The sequence below is a fragment of the Exiguobacterium sp. s127 genome (genome assembly GCF_018618695.1).
GTDB classification, from domain to species: Bacteria; Bacillota; Bacilli; order Exiguobacteriales; family Exiguobacteriaceae; genus Exiguobacterium_A; species Exiguobacterium_A oxidotolerans.
The window spans coordinates 85,838-108,086 of sequence record NZ_JACSMO010000010.1; the positions used below are offsets into that span (position 1 = coordinate 85,838).

The 22,249-nt window shown below is 48.6% G+C and carries 27 protein-coding genes; 19 read left to right on the forward strand and 8 right to left on the reverse strand.

Annotated elements, in window-relative coordinates; genetic code table 11:
- Positions 1-80 precede the first annotated feature (80 nt).
- A complete protein-coding gene (locus KNP98_RS12820) occupies positions 81-611 on the forward strand; it encodes an RNA polymerase sigma factor (RefSeq protein WP_214811667.1) in 531 nt (176 codons plus the stop codon).
- Positions 608-1,525: a hypothetical protein gene (locus tag KNP98_RS12825; RefSeq protein ID WP_088837120.1), complete on the forward strand. Its 918-nt coding sequence runs from the start codon at positions 608-610 to the stop codon at positions 1,523-1,525. Before KNP98_RS12820 ends, KNP98_RS12825 begins: the two co-directional genes overlap by 4 nt.
- Here KNP98_RS12825 and KNP98_RS12830 read toward each other — a convergent pair.
- On the reverse strand, positions 1,500-2,627 hold the full coding sequence (locus KNP98_RS12830; protein WP_162288270.1) for an HAD-IA family hydrolase: 1,128 nt from the start codon (positions 2,625-2,627) through the stop codon (positions 1,500-1,502). The two genes, KNP98_RS12825 and KNP98_RS12830, sit on opposite strands and share 26 nt — an antisense overlap.
- A 92-nt stretch (positions 2,628-2,719) precedes the next feature.
- On the opposite strand from KNP98_RS12830, the gene KNP98_RS12835 reads away from it, so the two are divergent.
- From KNP98_RS12835 to KNP98_RS12855, 5 genes are all read left to right on the forward strand, one after another.
- The gene (locus KNP98_RS12835; RefSeq protein ID WP_214766081.1) at positions 2,720-3,577 is read left to right on the forward strand and encodes an alpha/beta fold hydrolase; all 858 of its coding nucleotides are present in this window, start codon (positions 2,720-2,722) and stop codon (positions 3,575-3,577) included.
- 20 nt (positions 3,578-3,597) lie between these two features.
- On the forward strand, positions 3,598-4,269 hold the full coding sequence (locus KNP98_RS12840) for a zinc dependent phospholipase C family protein (RefSeq protein ID WP_214766083.1): 672 nt from the start codon (positions 3,598-3,600) through the stop codon (positions 4,267-4,269).
- A gap of 19 nt (positions 4,270-4,288) precedes the next feature.
- Positions 4,289-4,651, forward strand: a complete 363-nt coding sequence (locus tag KNP98_RS12845) for a winged helix-turn-helix transcriptional regulator (RefSeq protein WP_239456891.1) — start codon at positions 4,289-4,291, stop codon at positions 4,649-4,651.
- A 167-nt stretch (positions 4,652-4,818) separates the two neighbouring features.
- Entirely contained in the window at positions 4,819-5,472 is a 654-nt protein-coding gene (gene nfsB / locus KNP98_RS12850; RefSeq protein WP_088837125.1) for an oxygen-insensitive NAD(P)H nitroreductase, read from the forward strand.
- The gene (locus KNP98_RS12855) at positions 5,472-6,278 is read left to right on the forward strand and encodes an SDR family NAD(P)-dependent oxidoreductase (protein WP_214769128.1); all 807 of its coding nucleotides are present in this window, start codon (positions 5,472-5,474) and stop codon (positions 6,276-6,278) included. Before nfsB ends, KNP98_RS12855 begins: the two co-directional genes overlap by 1 nt.
- 52 nt (positions 6,279-6,330) lie before the next feature.
- Here the strand turns inward: KNP98_RS12855 and KNP98_RS12860 are convergent, their stop codons facing one another.
- Positions 6,331-7,233 (reverse strand): sensor domain-containing diguanylate cyclase, encoded by a 903-nt coding sequence (locus tag KNP98_RS12860; RefSeq protein ID WP_214769126.1) that lies wholly within the window; start codon positions 7,231-7,233, stop codon positions 6,331-6,333.
- A gap of 309 nt (positions 7,234-7,542) precedes the next feature.
- Between KNP98_RS12860 and KNP98_RS12865 the strand changes: the two genes are divergently transcribed.
- From KNP98_RS12865 to KNP98_RS12880, 4 genes are all read left to right on the forward strand, one after another.
- Positions 7,543-8,490: a cation diffusion facilitator family transporter gene (locus KNP98_RS12865; RefSeq protein WP_088837128.1), complete on the forward strand. Its 948-nt coding sequence runs from the start codon at positions 7,543-7,545 to the stop codon at positions 8,488-8,490.
- Between the two features lie 68 nt (positions 8,491-8,558).
- Positions 8,559-9,611 carry a DUF389 domain-containing protein gene (locus tag KNP98_RS12870; RefSeq protein ID WP_251133036.1) on the forward strand — a complete coding sequence of 351 codons (1,053 nt, stop codon included), beginning with the start codon at positions 8,559-8,561 and terminating at the stop codon, positions 9,609-9,611.
- A gap of 4 nt (positions 9,612-9,615) precedes the next feature.
- Positions 9,616-9,957, forward strand: coding sequence for a potassium channel family protein (locus tag KNP98_RS12875; protein ID WP_088837130.1), 342 nt, complete (start codon positions 9,616-9,618; stop codon positions 9,955-9,957).
- A gap of 24 nt (positions 9,958-9,981) precedes the next feature.
- Complete coding sequence (locus KNP98_RS12880; RefSeq protein WP_214811670.1) at positions 9,982-11,196, forward strand: chloride channel protein; 1,215 nt, start codon at positions 9,982-9,984, stop codon at positions 11,194-11,196.
- A 36-nt stretch (positions 11,197-11,232) separates the two neighbouring features.
- On the opposite strand, the gene KNP98_RS12885 is transcribed toward KNP98_RS12880, so the two are convergent.
- Positions 11,233-11,796, reverse strand: coding sequence for a DedA family protein (locus tag KNP98_RS12885; protein WP_214811673.1), 564 nt, complete (start codon positions 11,794-11,796; stop codon positions 11,233-11,235).
- A gap of 123 nt (positions 11,797-11,919) precedes the next feature.
- Between KNP98_RS12885 and KNP98_RS12890 the strand changes: the two genes are divergently transcribed.
- Complete coding sequence (locus KNP98_RS12890; RefSeq protein ID WP_214811676.1) at positions 11,920-13,587, forward strand: methyl-accepting chemotaxis protein; 1,668 nt, start codon at positions 11,920-11,922, stop codon at positions 13,585-13,587.
- Positions 13,588-13,651: 64 nt separating this feature from the next.
- Here KNP98_RS12890 and KNP98_RS12895 read toward each other — a convergent pair whose 3' ends face one another.
- On the reverse strand, positions 13,652-14,200 hold the full coding sequence (locus KNP98_RS12895) for a DUF4256 domain-containing protein (protein WP_214811679.1): 549 nt from the start codon (positions 14,198-14,200) through the stop codon (positions 13,652-13,654).
- A gap of 128 nt (positions 14,201-14,328) precedes the next feature.
- Positions 14,329-14,871 (reverse strand): recombinase family protein, encoded by a 543-nt coding sequence (locus KNP98_RS12900; RefSeq protein ID WP_088837135.1) that lies wholly within the window; start codon positions 14,869-14,871, stop codon positions 14,329-14,331.
- Positions 14,872-15,041: 170 nt separating this feature from the next.
- Between KNP98_RS12900 and KNP98_RS12905 the strand changes: the two genes are divergently transcribed.
- On the forward strand, positions 15,042-16,505 hold the full coding sequence (locus tag KNP98_RS12905; RefSeq protein ID WP_214769116.1) for a SulP family inorganic anion transporter: 1,464 nt from the start codon (positions 15,042-15,044) through the stop codon (positions 16,503-16,505).
- 18 nt (positions 16,506-16,523) lie between these two features.
- Entirely contained in the window at positions 16,524-16,943 is a 420-nt protein-coding gene (locus KNP98_RS12910; protein WP_029330103.1) for a universal stress protein, read from the forward strand.
- 78 nt (positions 16,944-17,021) lie between these two features.
- Here the strand turns inward: KNP98_RS12910 and KNP98_RS12915 are convergent, their stop codons facing one another.
- Both KNP98_RS12915 and KNP98_RS12920 read right to left on the reverse strand, forming a co-directional pair.
- Positions 17,022-17,747 carry a site-2 protease family protein gene (locus KNP98_RS12915; protein WP_214811683.1) on the reverse strand — a complete coding sequence of 242 codons (726 nt, stop codon included), beginning with the start codon at positions 17,745-17,747 and terminating at the stop codon, positions 17,022-17,024.
- Positions 17,748-17,759: 12 nt separating this feature from the next.
- Positions 17,760-18,119, reverse strand: coding sequence for a hypothetical protein (locus tag KNP98_RS12920; protein ID WP_214811686.1), 360 nt, complete (start codon positions 18,117-18,119; stop codon positions 17,760-17,762).
- Between the two features lie 106 nt (positions 18,120-18,225).
- On the opposite strand from KNP98_RS12920, the gene KNP98_RS12925 reads away from it, so the two are divergent.
- Entirely contained in the window at positions 18,226-18,708 is a 483-nt protein-coding gene (locus KNP98_RS12925) for an NUDIX hydrolase (protein ID WP_214811689.1), read from the forward strand.
- Positions 18,709-18,768: 60 nt separating this feature from the next.
- Here KNP98_RS12925 and KNP98_RS12930 read toward each other — a convergent pair whose 3' ends face one another.
- Positions 18,769-19,395: an NAD(P)-dependent oxidoreductase gene (locus tag KNP98_RS12930; protein ID WP_214811692.1), complete on the reverse strand. Its 627-nt coding sequence runs from the start codon at positions 19,393-19,395 to the stop codon at positions 18,769-18,771.
- A 131-nt stretch (positions 19,396-19,526) separates the two neighbouring features.
- On the opposite strand from KNP98_RS12930, the gene KNP98_RS12935 reads away from it, so the two are divergent.
- The 4 genes from KNP98_RS12935 to KNP98_RS12950 all read left to right on the forward strand — a co-directional run bounded on the left by KNP98_RS12935 (position 19,527) and on the right by KNP98_RS12950 (position 22,225).
- A complete protein-coding gene (locus KNP98_RS12935; protein WP_088837142.1) occupies positions 19,527-19,940 on the forward strand; it encodes an Rrf2 family transcriptional regulator in 414 nt (137 codons plus the stop codon).
- Positions 19,941-19,987: 47 nt separating this feature from the next.
- Positions 19,988-20,374 carry a hypothetical protein gene (locus tag KNP98_RS12940; protein WP_088837143.1) on the forward strand — a complete coding sequence of 129 codons (387 nt, stop codon included), beginning with the start codon at positions 19,988-19,990 and terminating at the stop codon, positions 20,372-20,374.
- Positions 20,375-20,470: 96 nt separating this feature from the next.
- Positions 20,471-21,163, forward strand: a complete 693-nt coding sequence (locus KNP98_RS12945; protein WP_214811694.1) for an ABC transporter ATP-binding protein — start codon at positions 20,471-20,473, stop codon at positions 21,161-21,163.
- 66 nt (positions 21,164-21,229) lie between these two features.
- Positions 21,230-22,225: an LLM class flavin-dependent oxidoreductase gene (locus KNP98_RS12950; protein ID WP_214804576.1), complete on the forward strand. Its 996-nt coding sequence runs from the start codon at positions 21,230-21,232 to the stop codon at positions 22,223-22,225.
- The last annotated feature ends 24 nt before the right edge of the window (positions 22,226-22,249 follow it).

Here is a 22,249-nt window from a genome sequence, read left to right on the forward strand (position 1 = left end):
AAAAATTTAAATCGTTGAAACGAAATCCGTCGGTTACGCGGTCTAACAGGTAGTGACAGACAGAAAGGGGAGAACGGGCGATGATCGGTCGGCGAAACAAGCGGCAACCCGCGTTTGACGATGACACGTTTCTGATGTTTTTGACGCGTCATGATACCTATCTTTACAAGATGTCCTACCTGTACTTAAAAAATGACCAGGATGCGCTCGAAAATGTGCAGGAAGTTGCCTATCGCGCCTGGAAACACCGCCGTACGTTATTGGACGCGACGATCGCCAAAACCTGGTTGACGCGGATCGCGATCAATTGTGCGCTCGACATGCTAAAGAAAACCCAAGGAATCCGGGTCGATTATGCGACGGCGGCAACGGATGTCGCCGAACCAGTTATTTTCGAGGAGCGACTCGTCAATGATCTTTACTTGCAGGAGCTGCTCGAAGTGCTCACCGTAGCGGAACGGACGATCCTGTTCTTACGGTATTACGAGGACTACACACTGCAGCACGTCGCCGATCTCCTGCAAATACCTGTCAGTACGGTCAAAAGTACACTCTACCGGGCGATTCAAAAGGGTCAGGCCAAACAGGTGAAAGGGGGCGGGGCAAAATGAAAGAGCAGGTCAAACGCGCAGTGGATTCAATCGATGTGCCCCGCGGACAGGTCCGCAGTCATTTGCTCGCCGGCGTTCAGCAGGCACGCCGTCCGCGCTTCGTCGGACGTAAGACCGCGACAGGACTGGTTGCAGCAGCACTCCTGTTGACGGTCGGTGGCGGCATGCTACTGGAAGAGACACCGCCTGCGGCAGAAATCGTACGGACAGACGGTGCCGTCGTCGTCCCGAACTGGGCGCAGGACGAACAAGTGGAGGGCAGTTCGACCGCAGGCAGTATGCTCCCCGGGCTCGTCTATCAAAATGAGCTTTATCTTGCGATGGAGACACCGCTGACGGATGACGTCCGTGCCCTGCAAGGGAAGAAACTGGGGCGCGTGACGGCAACACTTGAGGAAACGGGTGATACTACCCCTGAAACACTGGAAAGTGGCTCGAACCTCGGACCGGTCACTTTGTATCGGGTCGACGGCTATAAGCCGTCCGTGCGCCTGTTCGCTGTAGGGGAGGAAGAAGGCATAAAAAAAGTCTGGCTACTCGAGCGCCAGACGGGCTTCGTGCTGAAAACAGGCAACGATTTTTTCCGGGATTTAAACCTCGACGCGCCGGTCAGACGCCTCGCCTATCAAACATTTGACCAGTGGAACGACGACGAAACGGCACAACCGATGACAGCGGACAGTCGGTACCGGGCTTTCATTGATGCCTTGTACGAGGCCCGTGCGATGACACGCGAAGAAGTACCGCCAGAAGTCACGGATTACAAAACAATGAAGGTCTTACGCGTGACGCAAGCGGACGGGATCACAGTGTCGCTGCGGCTGATTGCAGGCGGCTACGTCGTCTATCACCAACTGGGTGTCTTCTTTAAGGTCGACCCGGTCGTCTTCAAAGCGATGTGGGAGGCGTTGTGACGGTGGCATCGATCGTCTTTCGAAAACCATAAAACGGACGATAGCCGAGTTGTTCGTAAAACGAGTGGGAGGAAGCGCTCGCGAGAATCTCGAGCCGTGTCGCCGGATAGAGGGCGTGGACGTGTCCGAGCAAGGCTTGTCCGAGTCCCTGCCCGCGGGCACTGTCCGCGATCAACAGCTCACAGATGTAGAGCGTGATCGCCGTATCCGTCATGCCACGGATGTAGCCGGAAACGGTGCCGTCGATGACGACGACGTAAGCAACGTTAGACGCCGCAAAGGCGCGTTTTGTTTCGTCAGCACGGGCGACGAGATTACTCCAGCCTTCAGCCGCATTCAACCGTTGAATCGCCTCAAAATCGTGGTCCGCGTAGGGGCGGATTTGGTATTGCAGTTCTGACATGGTAAAAACTCCTTTTTGTTGGTCATTCTGAAGCAATGTGCCTAATTCGGACCAGTCGTCGATCCAGTCCGTACACGGGGGCCGACGCGTGGAGCCGTTTCTTTTCCAAATCACGTTCATCCCGACTTGCTGCGCACCGTAAACGTCGTTTACGGGATGGTCGCCGATGTAGACGGTCGCATGTGCGTCAAGGGCACACTTTTCTAAAAAGTAGTTAAAAATAAGCGGGTCCGGCTTTTTGATTCCAATGTCTTCCGAAATGAGGATGTGATTGAAATAATGTACAATCCCTAAAGCTTCTAAATTGGCGCGCTGGAAGTCAGATGCGCCGTTTGAAATGAGGCCAATCAGATAACCTTGTTTATTTAAGTTGTTTAACATGACCGTCGTATCAGGATACGCGATGCAATGGTCTGGAAAGAAAACGAGGTAATCGTCGAATAATTGACGCCACGTTACCGTCGTGATCTCGAACTCTTGAAGTAATTGTTGATAGACAACATCTTTTGAAACGTAACCATCATTGTCTAATGTGATGAAGCGACGCGAATAGTCCGGCAGTGAAACAGGCTGTAAGTCGTTAAAAAAACGCTGGTATTGTCCCGTGATGAATCTTTGTAAGGACAACTGACGATTCAGAAGGGTACCGTCTAAATCAAAGATAACAGCTTGAATATTTTTAATTTCAATTACCGCCATTCCTATAATAAAATCAAAACATAATTTCATTATAATGGAAAAATGACGACTATAGGAAAAAATGTTTATACTGTAGAAAACGGAGGATATACATGTCCCATTTCGATACGAAAACGCCGGGACGACCACTCGTCATTCTGCCCGGTCTTGGCTGCACCTATCATGAATGGTATCCAGTCATTGAATCATTAAAACAAACATTTCGCGTGATTTCATTTCACCGCCATGAACTGATGAACACAACTCAAACCGGGACAGTTGCGGTCGCTTTGCAATTGCAGGAATTACTGAAAACTTTAGACGTCACGGAGCCGGTCCTGCTTGTCGGACACTCTTACGGCGGGCTGTGTGCCCAACAGATGGCGCATGATTACCCGGAAACCGTCCGTGGACTCGTTCTCGTCGACTCGACATCCGTTCGCTTACGGCAACTCGATTCCTTGACGTTACCGGTCCTCGATGAACTGTCGACGGATCAGGTCTGGCTTGACAAGTGCCGAAGTTACGCGGAAATGACACGTCACGCCTTATGCGAGGCCATTCGACCAGAACTGACACACGAGCAACGGCAGTTACCGGTAAGCGTCCAACGAGAGCTGCTCGATTTCCAAACCGATCCGTTGCTGTACGGCGAAATGGCCACCGCCATCGAACAGTGGCAGAACGACGCTGTTACGTTGGAACGGCGCGGTCGACTCGCTGATCTTCCACTTATTGTGCTCGGACGCGACAAGGAACTGGCCGTGAACAGCGGAATCGAAGAGGGGTTGCCGGAAGCGGAGCTACGCTTGCTTGAGGACACATGGAAACGATTGATTTGCGAACAGGCCGACTTATCGACTCAAAGCGAACTACTTTTTGTGGAGCAGGCAAGTCATGCGATTCATCTGGACCGACCGGACGCCGTCCTTGATGCCGTCCGCCGAATCGATGAACGCGCGAACGATTAAACTAAAAGGAGCGAAGACATATGGGATCGCGGATCATGCATTATTGTATTGCGTCATTGCTCGCGGACAAGCTGAAACCGGAGCCCCGGAGTGATTTTCTGTTAGGCGGGATTGCACCGGATATCCACGGTCTGATGGGCGTGCCGAAAGGGAAAACCCATTTCAAGGACCTGGATGAGAACGGGAAGAACCGGATTAACCTGGACCGCTTTTTGCATACATATGAAACACGGTTAGCGGAACCGTTTTACCTCGGTTACCTCTGTCATTTGATATCCGATCAGGTATGGTTAGCGTTTTACCTCGAGAAGGTCGCGTACGTCTCACGCGAGCAATGGCAGGCGGATTTAGAAAAATCTTACAGGGATTTCAACCGTTTAAATGGTCGGATTATTAAATTATATGAACTCAAACTCTCTCCGCTAACGGTTCCTTTGTTTGAAATCGAAGGCTATGATCAGACTTATCTGCCTACTTTAATTGACGAGTTGGCATTGGATTTTCAACTTGATGCCTCATTAGAAACCGAGAAGCTGGAATTTTATAAAAATCACAATCAAGAAATTACTAGCTACATCAATCAAGCTGTAAACAGTTGTTTAAAAATCCTTTCGAATCAAGTTGGTATTACCATCAATCAGCATTTTCCTAGTTTCTTTCATTCAAAAAGCATAAACTCAAAAAGGGAATGATAGAAAGGAGATTAAGATGGTGAATCAAAACAAGAAGCACTTTTATTGTAATGTTGAACTTTCTTTAGATGTCATGGGCGGTAAATGGAAGCCTTTGATTATTTATCATATCGGCGGAGCAAAAATCCTCCGGTTCGGCGAATTGAAACGAAAAATACCGAATGTGAATGAACGTGTCCTTTCAAGACAACTAAAAGAGCTGGTAGATGCGGGGCTTGTAAAAAGAACAGTATATGACGAATTGCCATTGAAAGTCGAATATGCGTTAGAGGACTTGGGACAAGCATTACTGCCGATTTTGAAAGAGTTGGGCACTTGGGGAAAAACCTACCACGAAACGTATGAGTATGGTGAAATTTCTTTTAGCGAGGAATACGAGTAAAAAACATAAAAACGTGAACTGTGCGCCTTTTACTAAGGGGTGAACGGTTCACGTTTTTTGTACTTTAATGTCCGTACGGATAAAAATGTCAGTACTTGTTTGCCGATTTTCCGGGATATATACTGACGAAGTACTTTACACATTAAACATACAAAGGACGTGGCAATATGACATTGATCAACACATTACAAACACGCTACTCTACAAAAGAGTTTGATCAGGAAAAACAAATTTCACAGGAAGATATGGCAACAATTAAATCACTCCTTCAACTAGCACCTTCGTCAACAAATGTCCAACCGTGGCACTTTGTCATCGCATCAAGTGAAGCAGGGAAAGAACGGATTGCAAAGGCGGCACAAGGCTTTTTCGGATTCAACGAATCAAAAATCACCGGTGCAGCAGCTGTCGTGATCTTTGCCGCGAAAAGCGACATTTCAGACGAATATTTACTTCATCTGACGGAAAAAGAAGATGCGGATGGCCGGTTTGCTGAAGAAGAATTTAAGCAGGCAAATCATGGGGGGCGAAAAATTTTCGTTGATTTACACAAATACGACTTTAAAGATCTTCAACACTGGACGGAAAAGCAGGTGTACTTGAACTTAGGGTCATTCCTTCTCGGCGTCGCGGATTTAGGAATCGATGCTGTCCCAATGGAAGGACTAGACATGAAAGTATTAGATGAAGAATTTAACTTACGCGAGCAAGGCTTCACTTCAAGTGTCGTCGTTTCATTAGGCTATCGGGCTGCTTCTGATTTTAATGCATCCTTACCAAAATCGCGACTCGAGCAATCTGAAATCATCGAAGAATTCTGATGAATATCCTAATCACCGGTGCTACAGACGGAATCGGACTTGAGACAGCAAAGATGCTAGCCGAACAAGGTCATACGATATTGTTACACGGACGGAACGAAAAGAAGTTAACCGCTGTGTGTAAAACTTTGAAAAACTCGACAATCGTACCTTTTGTAGCAGATTTGTCTAGGTTAATCGAGGTTAAGCGATTGGCGGAGCAACTCTCTCATGAGGTTTCCGGAATCGATGTGCTCATTAACAATGCCGGCGTCTACGGTGCACCCGAAACGGTTACTGCTGAAGGTTTAGACATTCGGTTTGCCGTAAATACAATTGCTCCTTATACGCTGACAAAAGCGCTTCTGCCATTGATGTCTTCAAGTAGTCGCGTCATTAACGTTTCGTCAGCAGCTCAACAAGAAGTAGAGGTCGATGCCCTTCTCGGAAAAAAAGTATTGCCTGACGGGGATGCATACGCTCAAAGCAAGTTAGCACTTACAATGTGGACCATCGAAATGGCGAAACAGCAAGCACCTGCCTTTATCGCTATTAACCCTAAATCACTATTAGGAAGTAAAATGGTCAAGTCTGCATTTGGCATTGAAGGTCATGATGTGAAAATTGGCGCAAAAATTTTAGTGGACGCCGCACTTTCAGACGAGTTCAAAAATGCTTCTGGAAAATATTACGATAACGATAGTTGCCAGTTCGTAAATCCGCATCAAGATGCATCCAGTCAGGTCAAACGTTCAAGGCTTGTTCAGATTCTAGAGAAATTGATTCGTTCAGACGGTGCTCCTGAGCATGACGAAATCAGTCGGTAAGGCGAAGCACCATTCATTCGCTTATATAAAAAGTCCGTACATCTTCCGCGTTTTAAAGTGTGGAAGATGTACGGATTTTTTTTGTTGATTTATCAATGTACATGGCAGCATCAGCTTGCATGATGAGCTGCTCGACATCTTGTGCCATTCCGTTCGCGAAGCCCGAAGCGAGAGCGATATGCATCTTGTCCATTTCAGCATGAATGCCTGCTCTTAGTGTTTCGATTTCTTCAAGCGTCAAGTGTGATTCGATAATGGCAAACTCGTCACCGCCAATGCGGTAAACGTTTTGGCTATGCTGCTTTAGAGCGAACGCGGTCAATTTGAGCAATTCATCTCCGGCAGCATGACCGTGATGATCATTTTGAATCTTTAAGTCGTTTAAATCAAATAATAAGATAGCGAGTGGAACGTTTTGACACGGCATAAGTTCCGATATCATATTATCAAATTGATAACGGTTATAAAGTCCTGTCAAAGCATCGGTCCTGCACCGTTTCTCTAATTCATTTTTTTCAGTTATCGCTTGTTCAACATTACGTATGATTCCTTGGATTGCGACAAGTTCATCATTTTCATAAATCGGAGTTGTATACTCCTCAAACCAGACATATCGTCCATCATTCGTCCGCCACCGTTGTAAAAAGGCGGTATCATAATTTCCCGTACCTGATATCTTTGCAATCAAAATATCAAAGTCATCCGGATGAATACGGTCAAAACAAACAGCCGGATCGGCGTAGCTCGCATCGACGACGCCATCACCAATATGTTCATCAAGCGACGGGCTGATGTACCGAAAGCGTTGGATCGGTTTCACTTCGTAAACGTAAATAACATCTTTCGTATGATGTCCGATCAGTTCAACTGATAATTGAGAAGCTTCATCGGGTTTTTGAAGTTTGGTAAAGATTAATGCCATGATAATACCAATACTCATTCCTAAAACAAGCATGCGGATTCACCTTCTTGTATTCTATATAACCTATATAATACCATGTTTTTTGAATTATTTTACTTTTTTTACACGACGATTTTTTAGGTTTCCGTTCTGCTTCCATCCAGAACTGTAATTCCTTTTTTTGAACCGGATGAATTGTTCCTGTCTTTTTCGGGTATCGAGTGGATAGGAACTACTTGCAATATACGAGGAATTGAACGGGTTGCGATCTGCTTTAAACAAGAAGCTGCTTCATCCTTTCCGCGTGCATCTACGGACGATCGACTGTCCGAATTGCAGACAACACTTAAAGGAGAGAATGAAATGGGACATGACCACGGGCACGACCATGCACACACTGGAAACAAACGTGTATTATTGATTGCTTTTTCCATCATCACACTATTTATGATCGTTGAAGTGATTGGCGGATACTTGACGAATAGTTTGGCACTTCTCGCTGACGCCGGACATATGTTAAGTGACTCGGCGTCACTCGCGATTTCGCTCGTCGCGTTTAAGCTCGGGGAACGGGCAGCGAGCGGCAGTAAGACATTCGGTTACAGACGTTTCGAAATCCTGGCTGCCGTCATCAACGGTGTCGCTTTAATCGCGATTTCGCTCTATATCTTTTATGAAGCGATTCGTCGTTTTACAGAGCCGACGTCGATTGCCTCGACAGGGATGCTGATCGTCAGTGTCATCGGTCTTCTCGTCAATCTGCTTGTCGCTTGGATCATGCTACGCGGGGGCGACGTCAAAGAAAACCTGAACATGAAAGGTGCCTATCTCCATGTCTTGAGTGACACACTCGGCTCGATTGGTGCGATTGCAGCAGCCTTGCTCATCATGTTTTTCGGTTGGAACTGGGCCGATCCGCTCGCAAGTATCATCGTAGCGCTGCTCGTCTTACGAAGTGGTTACTTCGTGACGAAATCAGCCGTCAATATTTTGATGGAAGGTGTCCCTGAGAACGTCAATCTCGAAGAAATCACCGCGACGATTCAAGGGACAGAGGGTGTCAACGACGTCCATGACTTACATGTCTGGGCGATCACGAGTGGATTGAATGCCCTGTCGTGTCACGTCGTCACGGACGGGGACATGTCGATTGCTGAAGGGGAGGCGTTACTTCAGGAAATCAAGCATAAGCTTGAAGATCAACATATCCATCATGCGACGATTCAAATCGAGACTGCCAATCACGAGCATAGTGATGCCTTACTTTGTGAACTCGAGGGGCGTGCCGCACCTCATTCGCATCACCATTAATTAAATGGATCAACATCATGCATCGTTCACGACAGCTGTCCTTTTGTTTTAAAGGAGTTGATTAGATAATGGATCATCATTATTCGCCAAGTGAATTTAAAGATAAGATGTATGCCGATTTAAAAGTAACACCGAGCGACTCCGTTATTCTCATGTGTTCAATCTTCATTGCCTCAATCGGTCTGAACATGAACTCCATTCCAATCATCATCGGCGCGATGCTCGTCTCGCCGTTGATGACCCCTATTTTAGGTGTCGGATTTGCATTATCCGTATCCGATTTAACACTCCTCAAACGTGCGACGAAATTATTGATTGTCCAAGTGTCCGTCAGTCTGATTGTGGCAACGTTATACTTTTCCATTTCACCCATCACGTATGCAAGTAATGAGATTATTGCAAGAACGTCACCGACGATTTGGGATGTCGTGATTGCGTTTGCCGGCGGGACGGCAGGCATCATCGGTGCGCGAAAAAAAGTAAGCAATAACATCGTCCCCGGTGTCGCGATTGCGACCGCTTTAATGCCGCCTCTTTGTACGGTCGGCTATTCGATTGCGACGATGAATTTGGACTATTTTTTAGGGTCGAGTTATTTATTCGTCATCAATTGCGGCTTCATCACGATTGCGACGTTCATCGGTATTCGGTTCATGGGCATCGCTTCTGCAGTGAATGCTAATAAACGTCAAAACCCTCGCATTAACATTGCACTTGCCGTCCTGTCCATCCTGATTACGATCCCCAGTATTTTTTCTGCCGTGACGTTAGTCCAGGAAAGTGTCATCAGTACCGGGATCACGTCGTTAATCGATGAGCAGTTCGCAGAAAACGTGGTGATTGACCAGTCCTATGATGAACAAAAAGAACAATTGACGGTGACGGTCACCGGGAAACGCCTGTCTCAAGAAGAGGTGACGGCAATCGAATCGAGCTTACCGGACTATGGATTAGCGGATACAGACTTGGTGATCAATCAGGTCCCGGACATCAACGCCTTGACGGGCGAACAAGCAGCAGCCGTCCTGAACCGTTATCTCGAAGAACGGTTGCGTCAATCCAACTGGTTCAGCAACCGGTCATTCAATCTTGATGAACTTCCATTCCAATTAAAGGACTGATTCGATGATTGCCTTTTTCATATTGATGCGAAACATGTTTCATGTCGTCCGAATCCTGTTTCGCCAAGAAGAACAGAAAGCGGTCATGTTTTCCGTCGTCTTCTTACTCGCGGTCGGAATGTTCTTCTATCATAGCGTCGAAAAATTGACGTATCTCGATTCCGTCTACTTAGCGGTCATGACATTGACGACGGTCGGCTATGGTGACGTTCATCCGATCACGCCACTCGGAAAAATCTTTTCGATGGTCTACGTGTTGCTTGGCATCGGGGTCCTCAGTGCCGTCATTGCCAACTTCAATCGGGCGTTAAAAGAATTTCATCAAACGAAACGGAAGCCGAAATGAGGTCTAAAGGAGGAGGGGAATGATGTGAAGTTCAATCTGGTTTTTATCTTCTACAGTTGCTTACTCGGGATTCTCGTCGGTGTAGTCGCGTCACTTTTTTTAGGCGTCGTCAACGCATTGATTCATCTTGTGTGGACGACATTACCGGAAACGTTTGACAGCACCTGGTACCCGATTTGGATGGGAGCGACGGGTGGGGTGTTGATTGGACTGTTTCAGAAATACATCGGGGATTATCCGAAGACGATGCACGAAACGTTACGTGAATTTCAGGAAACCGGACGGGTTACGTATGAAGGGGCGATTATCAAAAACAGTAGCGCGGCATTACTTGTCTTAACGTTCGGGGCAAGTCTTGGTCCGGAAGCGGCACTCGTCAGTATTTTGGGAGGATTGATGACGTGGATCGGCGACCGGATGACGTGGACGATTCATAAAAAGGAACAATTGCTTGAACTCGGGATCGGGGCGATGTTAGCGACGATATTTTATGCACCGTTCGTCGGTGTCAGTGAAGCGATCGAAGAGGGAATCGCAGAACGTCGTTTTCAATCAAAACTGACGAAAGCCCTCTTGTACGGGATTACGACAGCGTGCGGGATTTTAGCGTTTACGTTGTTGAACCGCCTCTTCCCGAGTGCTTCCGTATTCGGTATCAGTACCCCCGAAGTCAATTGGACGCGGGAAGTCCTTTACTTCATAGTCCCGGCAATCCTCATCGGGGCAGGTTTCGGAGCAGTGTTTCTTCTTCTTGGTCGATGGACGGACCAGCTTGCAATCAAATATCCATCACCGCTCGGACTCGCAATCAGCGCCGGACTCGCCATCGGTTTGTTTGGTATCTGGTCACCGTATTTTTTATTTTCCGGTGAACATGAACTATTAGACTTTTCAAAAGAAGCGCTCGATCAATCCATTCTCTTTTTAGTCTTGCTTGCGCTCGGAAAAGCTTTGCTGACGAATATCTGTTTTTCATTCGGATGGCGGGGCGGGAAAATCTTTCCGGCGATTTTCTCAAGTACCTCCATCGGCTTCGCGTTTGCCATCTTGTTTCCGTATACACCCGGGTTACTCGTCGCCGTCGCCGTTGCTGCGAGCTGTACCGTCATTTTGAAACAACCTTTCGTCACGGCGACGTTGTTATTATTTTTGTTCCCACTTCAATTCTTCCCGTTCATCTTATTCGTCGCAATCTTGATTAAACAAATCTCGATTCGAATCGAAGGAAGTATCAAGTAAACGTCAGACGAGTCATGCGGTCCTTGATTTCTTCAATCAATCTCTTTTCCTGCTCCAGCAACGAATCACGAGCACAGAAAGCACGACGAACACGACCATCCAGGAGACGTGTTTCATGGCAAATGTGGCAACGAGATCCCAGCGTTCCTTTAGATAGTAACCGCTCGTCATGAAGAGCAAGGACCAGACCGTAAAGGACAGTGCCGTTGAAAGTAAAAATGTCGTCAAGCGAATCCGGACCGTCCCGGCACCAAACGCAAAAACCGTTTTCCAGAGCGGGGACAAGAGCAGGTACCAGCCACCATACTGGTGTAAGTTGTGTTCGGCGCGTTGCAAGCGGTCCGGACGTACGTGAAGCCACTTCGTCAGTACATGCAGCAGCCGTTCACCGCCGAAGTAGCCGAGACCATATAAAACGAGTTGTGACAGGATGAAACCGATGACGCCCGTCGCAAGCATCAAAACGTAGGAGAGCTGATTCGTCGCCACTAAAAAGCCGGCATAACTCATGATCAGTTCGGTCGGGATAAAGTGGGCGAACAGGGCGAGAAAGACACCGAGATACCCATACTGGTCCATCCAGATTTGCCAGTTTGTCATGTCATTTCTCCTTTCGAAGTCGTGTAGCGGCAGCCCGCACCAGAAGTTTACCGAATCGTTACACGCCCTTCATAAATGAAACGGTCGACATCTCCGATAGACTCGACGAGGAGATGATACGCCATGAGACCTAGAAAAAGAAAACGATTGCTGAGTGAACAATTGAACGGGTGGTTAATTCCGTTAGTCGGAATCGGCTTACTGACGATTAGTTTACTGAGCGTCTATGAAGTATATCAGACATCGACGAAGTCAGTGACGGAACGGCTCGAACGGGAGTTGACGATGCTCGATACAAGCGTCAAAGCGATTGCGCTGACCTATCCGGAAGCGAATAAAGCGCGGAATCAAGCGGTGAAACGGACGAAAAATCAACAGTTGGCGGATCTTGCGCAAGATGATTATGAAGCTGCGTTCGAAACGTTCCGTACGAAAGATCAGGTTTTCCCGGCAATTGCATTAACGAACACCGAGCAAACCACCGTCCGGCGCGACTTAAACACGAAAACCGTCACGACGGTAACACATGGAGACCGGTTCATCCTGGCAAAAGCGATTCAGGAACTCGATACGATCGTCTTCTTATCGGTCGACCGGGATCAACTGATCGGTCCGGCCAAGGCACTGGCATTCGAACTCGGGACCTTAAGCCTCGCGGTCCTATTTTTCGTCAGTCTGCTAATCCGCTTCCGGATTAAACAACAGCTGGCCCCGTTATCCGTCCTCTCGCTGAAGATTGAAGAGGCCCACGCGAAACGGAACTATCGGCCGCTTTCACTTAAGACCACCACGTTTGAAGTCGAACAGTTAGTGTTCCAGTACAATCAATTGATGAACCAAATCACAAGCTTGACGGATGAACTGGGCAACACGAGTAACCAGCTCAAACAGATGCAACCGGAATTCATGAGCCAGCTATCGGCAACCGAGGAGTCGGTGACCGCCATCTCAGAAATCGCCACTTCCTTGACCACCCATTCACGGGAAGTGGAATCTGTCGTCGAAGAAACGGATCAACTCCTGCACACCTCCTCGTTAGCGTTAGAACGGATGAATCAATCACTACAAGAGAGTCAACGGACGCTCGTCCAGTTCCAGTCGGAGATCGTACAGGAAGAAACCATTCTTGATGCGTTGAAAATCAGAACGCAGACGTTACATATGTCGTCCGATGTTGTCTTGCGGTCACTACACAGCACACGTGAAAAAAATGATTCGATGAACCACTCCATTCAGCAGATTCAACGCGTCGCTGAGGCGACACGACGGTTATCGCTTAATGCCTTGATAGAAGCCTCGCGCGCCGGTGAAGCGGGGCGTGGTTTCGCAATCGTCGCAAAAGAAGTCGAACTGCTATCGCTTGACGTGACGCACTTGATTCGGAGCATCAATCAAGCCAACGACGAATTGACAGCGAGTGTCACGACGATGGAAGGCGATTTAAGCCAGATGACGACCCACATCAATGACACGTTCCAACAGTTAGGTCAAGCGACGGACGGGATGACCCAGCTATTTTCCGGTTCATCCCGGATTGAAGAAGCATTACGACACGTCGAGCTGGAACGCCATGCGGTCAATACGGTGAATCCAGCAGTCGCCTCGCACCTCAAGACCATCCAGCACACCTTACTGACGTTACAAACGTACGGCAAGACGCTGGGTGATCAAATGAATGTGAACATCGCGCGGCAGGAACAGTTAAAACGTCATGGAGATACGATGCATCAACAGGTCCAACTCCTTGAACGAGCGATTGATGCAAGTGACCACACCTTGACTAGACGGTAAACAAAAAACCAAGACACACTCCAACGTAAGCACGGAGTAACTCTTGGTTTATCTCTGTTTCACGTCACAGCGTCAAGCAGCCGCGAAAGCCACGACTCGCATAATAGGAATCCGCTCCATTGTGATAAACGAATACCGTATCATACCGGCGATCGCAATAAAGCGCACCACCTTGGTCACGAATCGATGATGGCGTTGCAACCCAACTCGACGTTTTGAGGTCCATCGGTTCGATTGCTTGCAGCATTCGGTATTGCGCTTCTGTCAATAAGCTGACCCCCATCTCGGTTGCCAGTTCGAGCGCACTCGTCGCAGGTGGATTTTTTTTACGTTTCTCGCGGGCAGCCTGGTCATAACAGCAACTGCGGCGACCCGCCGGACTTTCCTTGACGCAATCAAAAAAGGTTAAGTCATCGGGTGCGTCCGGGTCCGTGACGAGATCCGGTTCACCACCGGTCTGTTCCATTCGTTTGAGAACCGCTAAGGCATCAGGCTGTTCCTGTAAGCGTCTTTCGACATTACCCCAGTCGACATTCGGGTGCCGGTGCATCTGTTCCTTGAAGCGGGTTTCGAGTTGTTTCAGTACTGTCTGTTCTTCTTCCGTTGCAGTCATGGGTAATACCTCCATTCTTCATCTACTACTCGTTACAGTCAGTATACCCACTTTCACTGTAAGATATGAAAAATCCGTGTTTCCTGTCACTTCGGAAGGAAACACGGATTTGATTAACAGCTCTCTAGTCATTGCTCCAAATAGCGGTAGAGCGTACTTTTGCTAATCCCCGTTTCCTGACGGATTTCAGCGAGGTTGTACTGTTTGCTTTGATACATTTCGATTGCCCGTTTGACATTGGCATCTGCTTTACGCGGGCGGCCCGTCTGTTTCCCGTCCGCCTTCGCTTTCGTCAACCCTTGGCGTGTCGTCATACTGACGACATCGCTTTGCAGGGCGACAAGATGTTCGACGAGTTCTCGAAACGAGTGCGTGAGCGGTTCGCGGGTATCGATTTGTTCCCGGATCGTCACGAGGTATGCTTGCTTTTGTTCGATTTGTTCAAGCAATTCAATCAAATGGCGCGATGAGTCAGCCAAGACATAAAGTTGCGAGACGACAACCACATCCCCCGTCGCCAGTGAAGCGATTAACTGTTCGAGCGCTTCCCGTCGTTTGGACGAAGCGTGTTCTTCGATGACTTGGCGTTCGGGTTTGAAGGCTTGAACGGCTTCCATTTGAAGGATACATTCCGGATCTTCATAAAACGGACGCATATAACTGATAATCATAAAATTCTCCTCACATCGTACACTAGTCGTAAAATCAATCGTCCCAAAACAGTTCCATTATGATACTTTAAGTGGTACGCTTAACGGACATTCAACGAAACCATCCATTCGGGTCCCCCTTAGTATACGGGAAACCCTGTAGGGGTGGAAGGAAAGGTGGAACGAAATTGATGAATTTGACACTCCGGGAACAGTGGTTCTCAAACATCCGCGGTGATATTTTAGCGGGAATCGTCGTCGCCCTCGCATTGATTCCGGAAGCGATCGCCTTCTCGATCATTGCCGGTGTCGATCCGATGGTTGGCTTGTATGCCTCGTTCTGTATCGCCGTCATCATCGCTTTCGTCGGCGGACGTCCGGGAATGATATCGGCAGCGACCGGTGCGATGGCACTCCTGATGGTCCCGCTCGTCAAGGAACACGGACTGGATTATCTATTAGCAGCAACGATTTTAACCGGTGTCATTCAACTCGTATTCGGTATCTTGAAGGTTGCCCGCTTCATGCGGTTCATCCCGAGAGCCGTCATGATTGGTTTCGTCAACGCACTGGCAATCTTGATTTTTATGGCACAAGTCCCGCACTTCGTCGGGATTTCAACGTTGACGTATGTCATTGTCGGCATCACACTCGCCATCATCTATTTGTTGCCGCGCTTGTTCAACGCGGTTCCGGCACCACTCGTTGCCATCATCGTCTTGACGGGACTGACGATTTACTTCGGCTTCGACTTACGGACGGTCGGAGATCTTGGAACGATCGAGCGGTCATTGCCATCGTTCTTCTTACCGGACGTTCCGTTCACATTCGAGACGCTCGGCATCATCTTCCCGTACGCACTCGCCTTGTCGATCGTCGGATTGCTCGAATCGTTGCTGACAGCAACGATTGTCGACGACATGACGGGGACGGAGAGCGAAAAGAACCGCGAAGCACGGGGGCAAGGGATCGCGAACTTCGTCACCGGTTTTTTCGGAGGGATGGCTGGATGTGCGATGATCGGACAATCCGTCATCAACGTTAAATCCGGGGGACGTGGTCGACTTTCGACGCTCGTCGCGGGACTGTTCTTAATGTTCTTAATCATCGTCCTTGGCAACTGGGTCATTCAAATTCCGATGCCGGTTCTTGTCGGGATTATGATCATGGTTTCAATCGGAACATTTGATTGGTCGTCCTTCACCTATATCCGAAAGGCGCCGAAAGCCGATGCAATCGTTATGTTGACGACGGTCATCACGGTCGTCGCAACACATGATTTATCAATCGGAGTCATTACTGGAGTCATCTTGAGCGCCTTGTTCTTTGTCGCGAAAGTCTCAAAAATCAACGTCGTCAAACGACAGGAGAAGGATCAGACGATTTATACCGTCCAGGGACCACTCTTCTTCGCTTCCGTCGATCACTTCATCGCATCTTTTGATTATGAGGTCCACGATACTGCGATCATCATCGATTTCTCATCGACACAAATCTGGGATGATTCAGGAGTCGGTGCCATCGACAAGGTAATGTTACGCTTGATGTCGAATCAGAATAGTATCACGATCCTTGGATTGAATCCGGAAAGTAAACGTCTCGTCGATCGCTTGGCGATTCATAACCGACCGGATTCGAAGTCCTCACCTCATTAACCTGAAGGAGTGATTTGTATGTACAATCATATTCTATTAGCCGTCGACGGTTCTGACCATTCTGTCCGTGCAGCGGAAGAGGCGATTAAACTCGCACGCTTGAACGAATCGAGCAAGATTGAGGTCGTCTTCGTCGCAGACTTCGCGAAAGCACGCGAAGAAGTCTTGCATTCGGAGGGGAGCGGAGCGCTAGAAGTCGCACGGCGACGAAAGCTCGGACCGGTCGAAGAAAAGCTCGAAGCGGCAGGGGTGTCCTATTACGTTACAATCCTCCGCGGGGAACCGGGGCCGGCCATTGTCGAGCATGCGAATCAGCAGCCGACGGATATGACGATCATCGGTAGCCGCGGGTTGAACTCGCTTCAGGAAATGGTCCTTGGCAGCGTCAGCCATAAAGTCGCGAAACGCGTTAAAAGCCCCGTCATGATCGTCAAATGACCGGACGAAGGGATATGCTCTAAACAAAAAACAGACCACTTTGTTGCCGTTGCACACAAAGTGGTCTGTTTTTTGATTTTAAAGGCGCATGCCCGGAGACAGTTTGACGACGCGGTAAAGTATGAAGGCACCGACCAATAGAATCGGATACGTCGTCTCGATGTGTTTGACGAATACAATGAGAATCGGGACGGCAATCAATAGGCCGAGCAGGACATAACTGATTTTGAGTAATCTGCGCTCTTGTTGCCGCAACACGGGGAACCAACCTTCAAACAGCAGCAAAAGCAGTTGTCCGCCGTCGAGCATGATCAGCGGAAGACAGTTCGTCAATCCGAGAAAGAGACTCGTCGCAGCGAGTAACTGAAGCAGGACCGTCACGGTGTAAGGACCGTCCGGCAAAAGAGACGGCAGACTATCAAACAGGAAGTGAACCGGATACGTGACCCACGGTGTTATCAGGTGATACCACCCGCCCACTAGAGATTGTGCCGGATTCATGATTTGCAGGACCGAGAGACAAGCAAGCGGGACGAGGACGATGCTCATGATTAGTCCCGAAGCGACGAAGACGATCCGTCTAGCGCGATTGACAGCAGCGTCAACCGGTAAGACATAACCTCCGAGTAACAGCAAACAAAGCTGGTAGGTGACTCCACGGTATGTTGTCCGCGCGAGAACGGGACCGAACCCAACTGACAGGGTGCGGACCTGTATCCGGACGAGCTTGGCACCTGCGACGTGCCCGAGTTCATGGAGGAGCGTCGCCAGCAAAAAAGTCCCCAATAATACGAAATACGACATGATCTGCTCCTTTTAACGCGTTAATTGTTCTTGAAAGATGAGACGAAACTTCGGACGAACGTCGATTTCGATGGTTTGGACGACTTCGTCTTGTTCCAAGGTCAGTAAAATCCGTGCAGCTTCCCGGTCGTCTTGAATGATTTCAAATGACGAAAGTGCCTCTAAGGAGATACGCGATACCAACCGATCGTCGGAACGCTGATTGACTTGAAGGGAAAACTGACCGCTTGCCAGTGTCAGGCGAACGATGAACTGTTCGAAGGCATTTTGAAAGCGGTACGTCGATTCGTCGTAATAGAAGAGCGGAACCGGTTCATCCGGTTTTACTGAAAATAAGGACAACAGGTCTAGTTCTTTAGGAAACGACTTCACTAAAATCCACTCCTTTGGTAAAATGAACTGACTTTCATATCATACAGTATTTTACAAAAGAGGGTACAGTGAAATTGGAAGCAATCGTAACAAAGGAGGACAACTAGTGGGATACATAACAGAATTAAGAAAATTCATCGGCAGTCGACCGATTATCAGCGTCGGTGCGACAATCCTCGTCATCAATGAACAAGGACAACTTTTGTTCCAACACCGTTCCGATACAAACGATTGGGGATTACCGGGGGGCTCGATGGAACTCGGAGAAACATTAGAAGAAGTCGCAATCCGGGAATTATATGAAGAAACGGGACTTGTGACGGACAAGGTCAAACTCATTGGTGTCTTTTCCGGACCACGCTACCAGTTCACATACCCGAACGGAGACGAGACGGATAGTGTAATCAACCTGTTCCACGCGCACGAAGTCACGGGGACATTACAAATCAATGATGACGAAAGTTTTGACTTGGCATACTTCAGTCAAGATGCGCTCCCGGAAAAAATCGAAAAACGGGCACATGCCCTACTACAGGAGTCAGGTGCCGCGATTTGGGCATTACATCACTCTTTTGAAGTAAAGGATTAAACCAAGCATGACAAAAAAAGCGCCCGGCGTCCTTTTGAACAGGACATCGGGCGTTATCTGTTACTTCGAGACAACTGAAATGCGCTCTTTATCATGGCGATTGTGTTCGACCTCGTCCGCAATGGCGACGGCATAATCGGCGTAACTGATGTAACTGTCACCTGCTGCATTGACAGTCAAGACGTCTGAAGCGAGTTGGTACGTTCCTGTCCGTTCACCTTCCGGATCGAAGAAGGCTGCCGGACTGACGAACGTCCAGTGTAAATCGGTCGTCTGTTCCAAATCAATCAAGTTGAGCGTCTGACTTTTCGCCGTCGGAAGGTATGCTTCCGGAAAGTCCGGTGTATCTGCTAAGCGTGTCGTCTGTTCCCGGTCGACGAACAGGCTGCCGGCGCCACCGACGACGATTAAACGCGTCGCCGTTCCGGATAATGCCTCCATCAAATGCCGACCGAGTTCGACATGCTGCAGTTCATCTCCAGGCGCTGCGCCAAAGGCATTGATGACGACATCGAATCCCGACAGGTCGTCCTTCGTCAATGCAAACGCGTCTTTTTCGAGGACGGAGTCGTGTGTCGTCCGGGTTACATTACGGACGATTGCCGTTAATGCATGACCTCTTTCTGCTAATTCTTTTAAAATGGTTCGTCCTGCTTTCCCACTTGCACCGATGATCGCAACTTTCATCTCACATCTCCTCCTTTTAAGTTTATGTAGCATGACACTTGTAATCATTTTAGTTACAAAAATTTATTCTGTCAAGGAAATTGACAAAAAAACATCCCCTCACTAAACTGAAGATATTGGTGGTGAAAACAATGATCAATAGTCGACTAGCGGTCGCAGTGCATATACTCGCTTTAATCAGTTCAAGTGAAGAACAACCGATGTCTTCCGAAATCATTGCCGGGAGTGTCAATACGAACCCTGTCGTCATCCGTCGCCTGACCGGTCTCCTGCGAAAAGCAGGACTGCTCAAGACACAGGCGGGACGGACCGGTGCAATCCTGACACTAAAGCCGGAAGATATCACATTGCTGATGGTCTATCGTGCTGTTGAGCCGAAAGAAGACTTATTCATGATGCATGAGTCCCCGAATCCGAATTGTCCGATCGGCCGCGAGATTCAAGGCGCGCTCGAGACGACGTTCAGCCGGGCTCAACAGGCGTTAGAAGCAGAACTCGCAGCAGAAACGTTAGCTGATGTCGTCCATCGTCTCATTCCGAGATGATGGTGGTCGTGTCTGGATTTGTAAACGGATTCAAAGGAGGATAAACGATGCGCTTAGTCAGTTACTCTGCTGTGAGTGTCCTTTTATCGTTTTTATGTTTTACGGGTTATGCGCTGTTAAACAACTTAGAAAATGAATTTCTTTATCAATTTGGAACGTTTGCCGTGACACTTTTTTCATTTTTGTTCGGGATTCCCATGTTATGGATTGCCGGGCGGTACCCTTTACCGTTACGTCTCCTGATTTATCTGACGACGTTGACCTTCGCCATTCTCTTGTTTATCGGTGGTTATCAAGCGTTTGGTCAATCATCCATCGATATCCAACTGAACGTGCTCGGAATCGTTCGCTTTGCCGTCATCGCCTGTCTGTTTTATGTGATTCCGTATGAAGTCTGTGCAAAACGGGTTAAACGTCCCTCTGTCTCGACGTAAAACGATCTTTTTTTTAAGGTCGTTTTTGTTTTGCAGGATTTTCCAAATATATCACGAATTCCATTCAGGACAAGATGAATTTAAGGAGGAAATCAGATGAAGGATACATTTCAGTGTCAGGACATCGGTAAATCATTTTCAGGGGACGGTATCGAAACGAAGGCACTTGACGCCGTCAATCTGACGCTCGACGCAGGTGATTTCATCTCAATCATCGGACCGTCTGGATCAGGAAAATCGACATTGCTTAGTCTGATCGGGACACTTGATCGACCGACGACAGGGCAGCTATTGTATGGCGACCGCCCGATCAATCAGTTGAAGAGCAAAGAACTGTCTGATTTCCGGTTCGAGAACGTCGGATTTATCTTCCAACAGTTTCATTTGATTCCGACGTTGACGGCACTTGAAAATGTGATGGCTCCATTGTTCGGACGCAAAGTTTCCTATGATAAGAAGGAGCGGGCACTTGCCTTACTCGACCAAGTCGGTCTTGCAGAAAAAGCCAGCTCGTTGCCGTCCCAGCTCTCCGGCGGACAACAGCAGCGTGTCGCCGTCGCCCGGGCACTCGTCCATGAGCCGAAGTGGCTCCTCGCGGATGAACCGACGGGGAACCTCGATACGGAAACCGGGGAAATCATCTTTCAACTTTTAAAACGGTTGAACGCTGAAAAAGGATGTGGCGTCTTATTTGTCACCCATGACCCGGAGCTTGCTGACCGCGCCAATCGAAAAATCGAGATGAAGGACGGACTCGTCATCGCGGACTCGCGACTCGTCACGGTCTGACGGAGCACCGATTTTGTTTTCGGACGGCTGACCCTTTACACTTATCAGTAAAGGAGGCGACGCACGATGCGACTTGGCATACTCGATCAAGTCCCGCTCCACGAAGGGGATACGATCGAACACACGATGATGCGAACAAAACGACTCGTCGAAGCAGCAGAACAGCTTGGTTATGAGCGCTACTGGTTCGCCGAACACCATAATACGAATGGTTTACTTAGCGCGGCGCCTGAATTATTCATTGCCCGGATGGGGAGTGAGACAAAAACGATTAAGCTCGGGACAGGCGGCGTCCTGTTGCCGCAGTACCGCCCATTAAAAGTCGCGGAAAACTTTTCGACGCTCGAAGCCTTTTATCCGGGACGGATCGAACTCGGAATCGGCAGTTCACCAGGCGGGAGCGAGCGGACACGAAGTGCCTTGACGGACGGGGAAGCGAATAAGTATTCTGAGTTCCCACGCTTGATGGATGAATTATCCGGTTTTTTAACTGATTCGTTGTCCGCAAAGCATCCGTTTCGGATCGTCAAGTCGACGCCGCGCCTCACGCAAACGGCTCCCCTCTATTTGCTCGGTCTGTCACCGAACAGTGCAAGGCTCGCGGCAGAGCGGGGGATGGGGCTTGTCTTCGGTCATTTCATCAATCCGGACCGCTGGGAAGAGACATTACGGACATACCGCGAGCAGTTCATTCCGAGTGCGCAGTTCAAGGAGCCGACGGTCATCGTCTGTGTGTTTGCGATCTGTGCCGAAACGACAACAGAAGCAGAACAGTTGGCGACGACACAAGATGCTTGGATTCAAGGGATCCGGCTCGGAAACTCGATCGTCCCGTCGTTTGATACCGTCGGGACGAAGGACTGGAACCCGGAACAATTAAAACGGATCCAACATGACCGGCGCCGGACTATCGTCGGGACGGCGACGGAAGTCGAAGCAGCACTCGAACAGTTGGCAACCCGGTACGGGACGAATCAATTTTTGTTAATCAACAATGCTTACGACCAAGACAAACGGCTCGAATCGTACCGGTTGATCGCCGAACAGATGATACAGCACTAAAAAACGGCCGACGATGTGTCGGCC

Coding starts and splice junctions, on each gene's coding strand:
- KNP98_RS12915 (WP_214811683.1), bottom strand. CDS start 17,747: ATGTCGTATTTCGTATTATTGGGGACTTTTTTGCTGGCGACGCTCCTC.
- KNP98_RS12950 (WP_214804576.1), top strand. CDS start 21,230: ATGCGACTTGGCATACTCGATCAAGTCCCGCTCCACGAAGGGGATACG.
- KNP98_RS12865 (WP_088837128.1), top strand. CDS start 7,543: ATGGGACATGACCACGGGCACGACCATGCACACACTGGAAACAAACGT.
- KNP98_RS12860 (WP_214769126.1), bottom strand. CDS start 7,233: ATGCTTGTTTTAGGAATGAGTATTGGTATTATCATGGCATTAATCTTT.
- KNP98_RS12855 (WP_214769128.1), top strand. CDS start 5,472: ATGAATATCCTAATCACCGGTGCTACAGACGGAATCGGACTTGAGACA.
- KNP98_RS12940 (WP_088837143.1), top strand. CDS start 19,988: ATGCGCTTAGTCAGTTACTCTGCTGTGAGTGTCCTTTTATCGTTTTTA.
- KNP98_RS12910 (WP_029330103.1), top strand. CDS start 16,524: ATGTACAATCATATTCTATTAGCCGTCGACGGTTCTGACCATTCTGTC.
- KNP98_RS12900 (WP_088837135.1), bottom strand. CDS start 14,871: ATGATTATCAGTTATATGCGTCCGTTTTATGAAGATCCGGAATGTATC.
- KNP98_RS12875 (WP_088837130.1), top strand. CDS start 9,616: ATGATTGCCTTTTTCATATTGATGCGAAACATGTTTCATGTCGTCCGA.
- KNP98_RS12820 (WP_214811667.1), top strand. CDS start 81: ATGATCGGTCGGCGAAACAAGCGGCAACCCGCGTTTGACGATGACACG.
- KNP98_RS12835 (WP_214766081.1), top strand. CDS start 2,720: ATGTCCCATTTCGATACGAAAACGCCGGGACGACCACTCGTCATTCTG.
- KNP98_RS12905 (WP_214769116.1), top strand. CDS start 15,042: ATGAATTTGACACTCCGGGAACAGTGGTTCTCAAACATCCGCGGTGAT.
- KNP98_RS12935 (WP_088837142.1), top strand. CDS start 19,527: ATGATCAATAGTCGACTAGCGGTCGCAGTGCATATACTCGCTTTAATC.
- KNP98_RS12830 (WP_162288270.1), bottom strand. CDS start 2,627: ATGGCGGTAATTGAAATTAAAAATATTCAAGCTGTTATCTTTGATTTA.
- KNP98_RS12890 (WP_214811676.1), top strand. CDS start 11,920: ATGAGACCTAGAAAAAGAAAACGATTGCTGAGTGAACAATTGAACGGG.
- nfsB (WP_088837125.1), top strand. CDS start 4,819: ATGACATTGATCAACACATTACAAACACGCTACTCTACAAAAGAGTTT.
- KNP98_RS12945 (WP_214811694.1), top strand. CDS start 20,471: ATGAAGGATACATTTCAGTGTCAGGACATCGGTAAATCATTTTCAGGG.
- KNP98_RS12870 (WP_251133036.1), top strand. CDS start 8,559: ATGGATCATCATTATTCGCCAAGTGAATTTAAAGATAAGATGTATGCC.
- KNP98_RS12895 (WP_214811679.1), bottom strand. CDS start 14,200: ATGACTGCAACGGAAGAAGAACAGACAGTACTGAAACAACTCGAAACC.
- KNP98_RS12825 (WP_088837120.1), top strand. CDS start 608: ATGAAAGAGCAGGTCAAACGCGCAGTGGATTCAATCGATGTGCCCCGC.
- KNP98_RS12840 (WP_214766083.1), top strand. CDS start 3,598: ATGGGATCGCGGATCATGCATTATTGTATTGCGTCATTGCTCGCGGAC.
- KNP98_RS12930 (WP_214811692.1), bottom strand. CDS start 19,395: ATGAAAGTTGCGATCATCGGTGCAAGTGGGAAAGCAGGACGAACCATT.
- KNP98_RS12885 (WP_214811673.1), bottom strand. CDS start 11,796: ATGACAAACTGGCAAATCTGGATGGACCAGTATGGGTATCTCGGTGTC.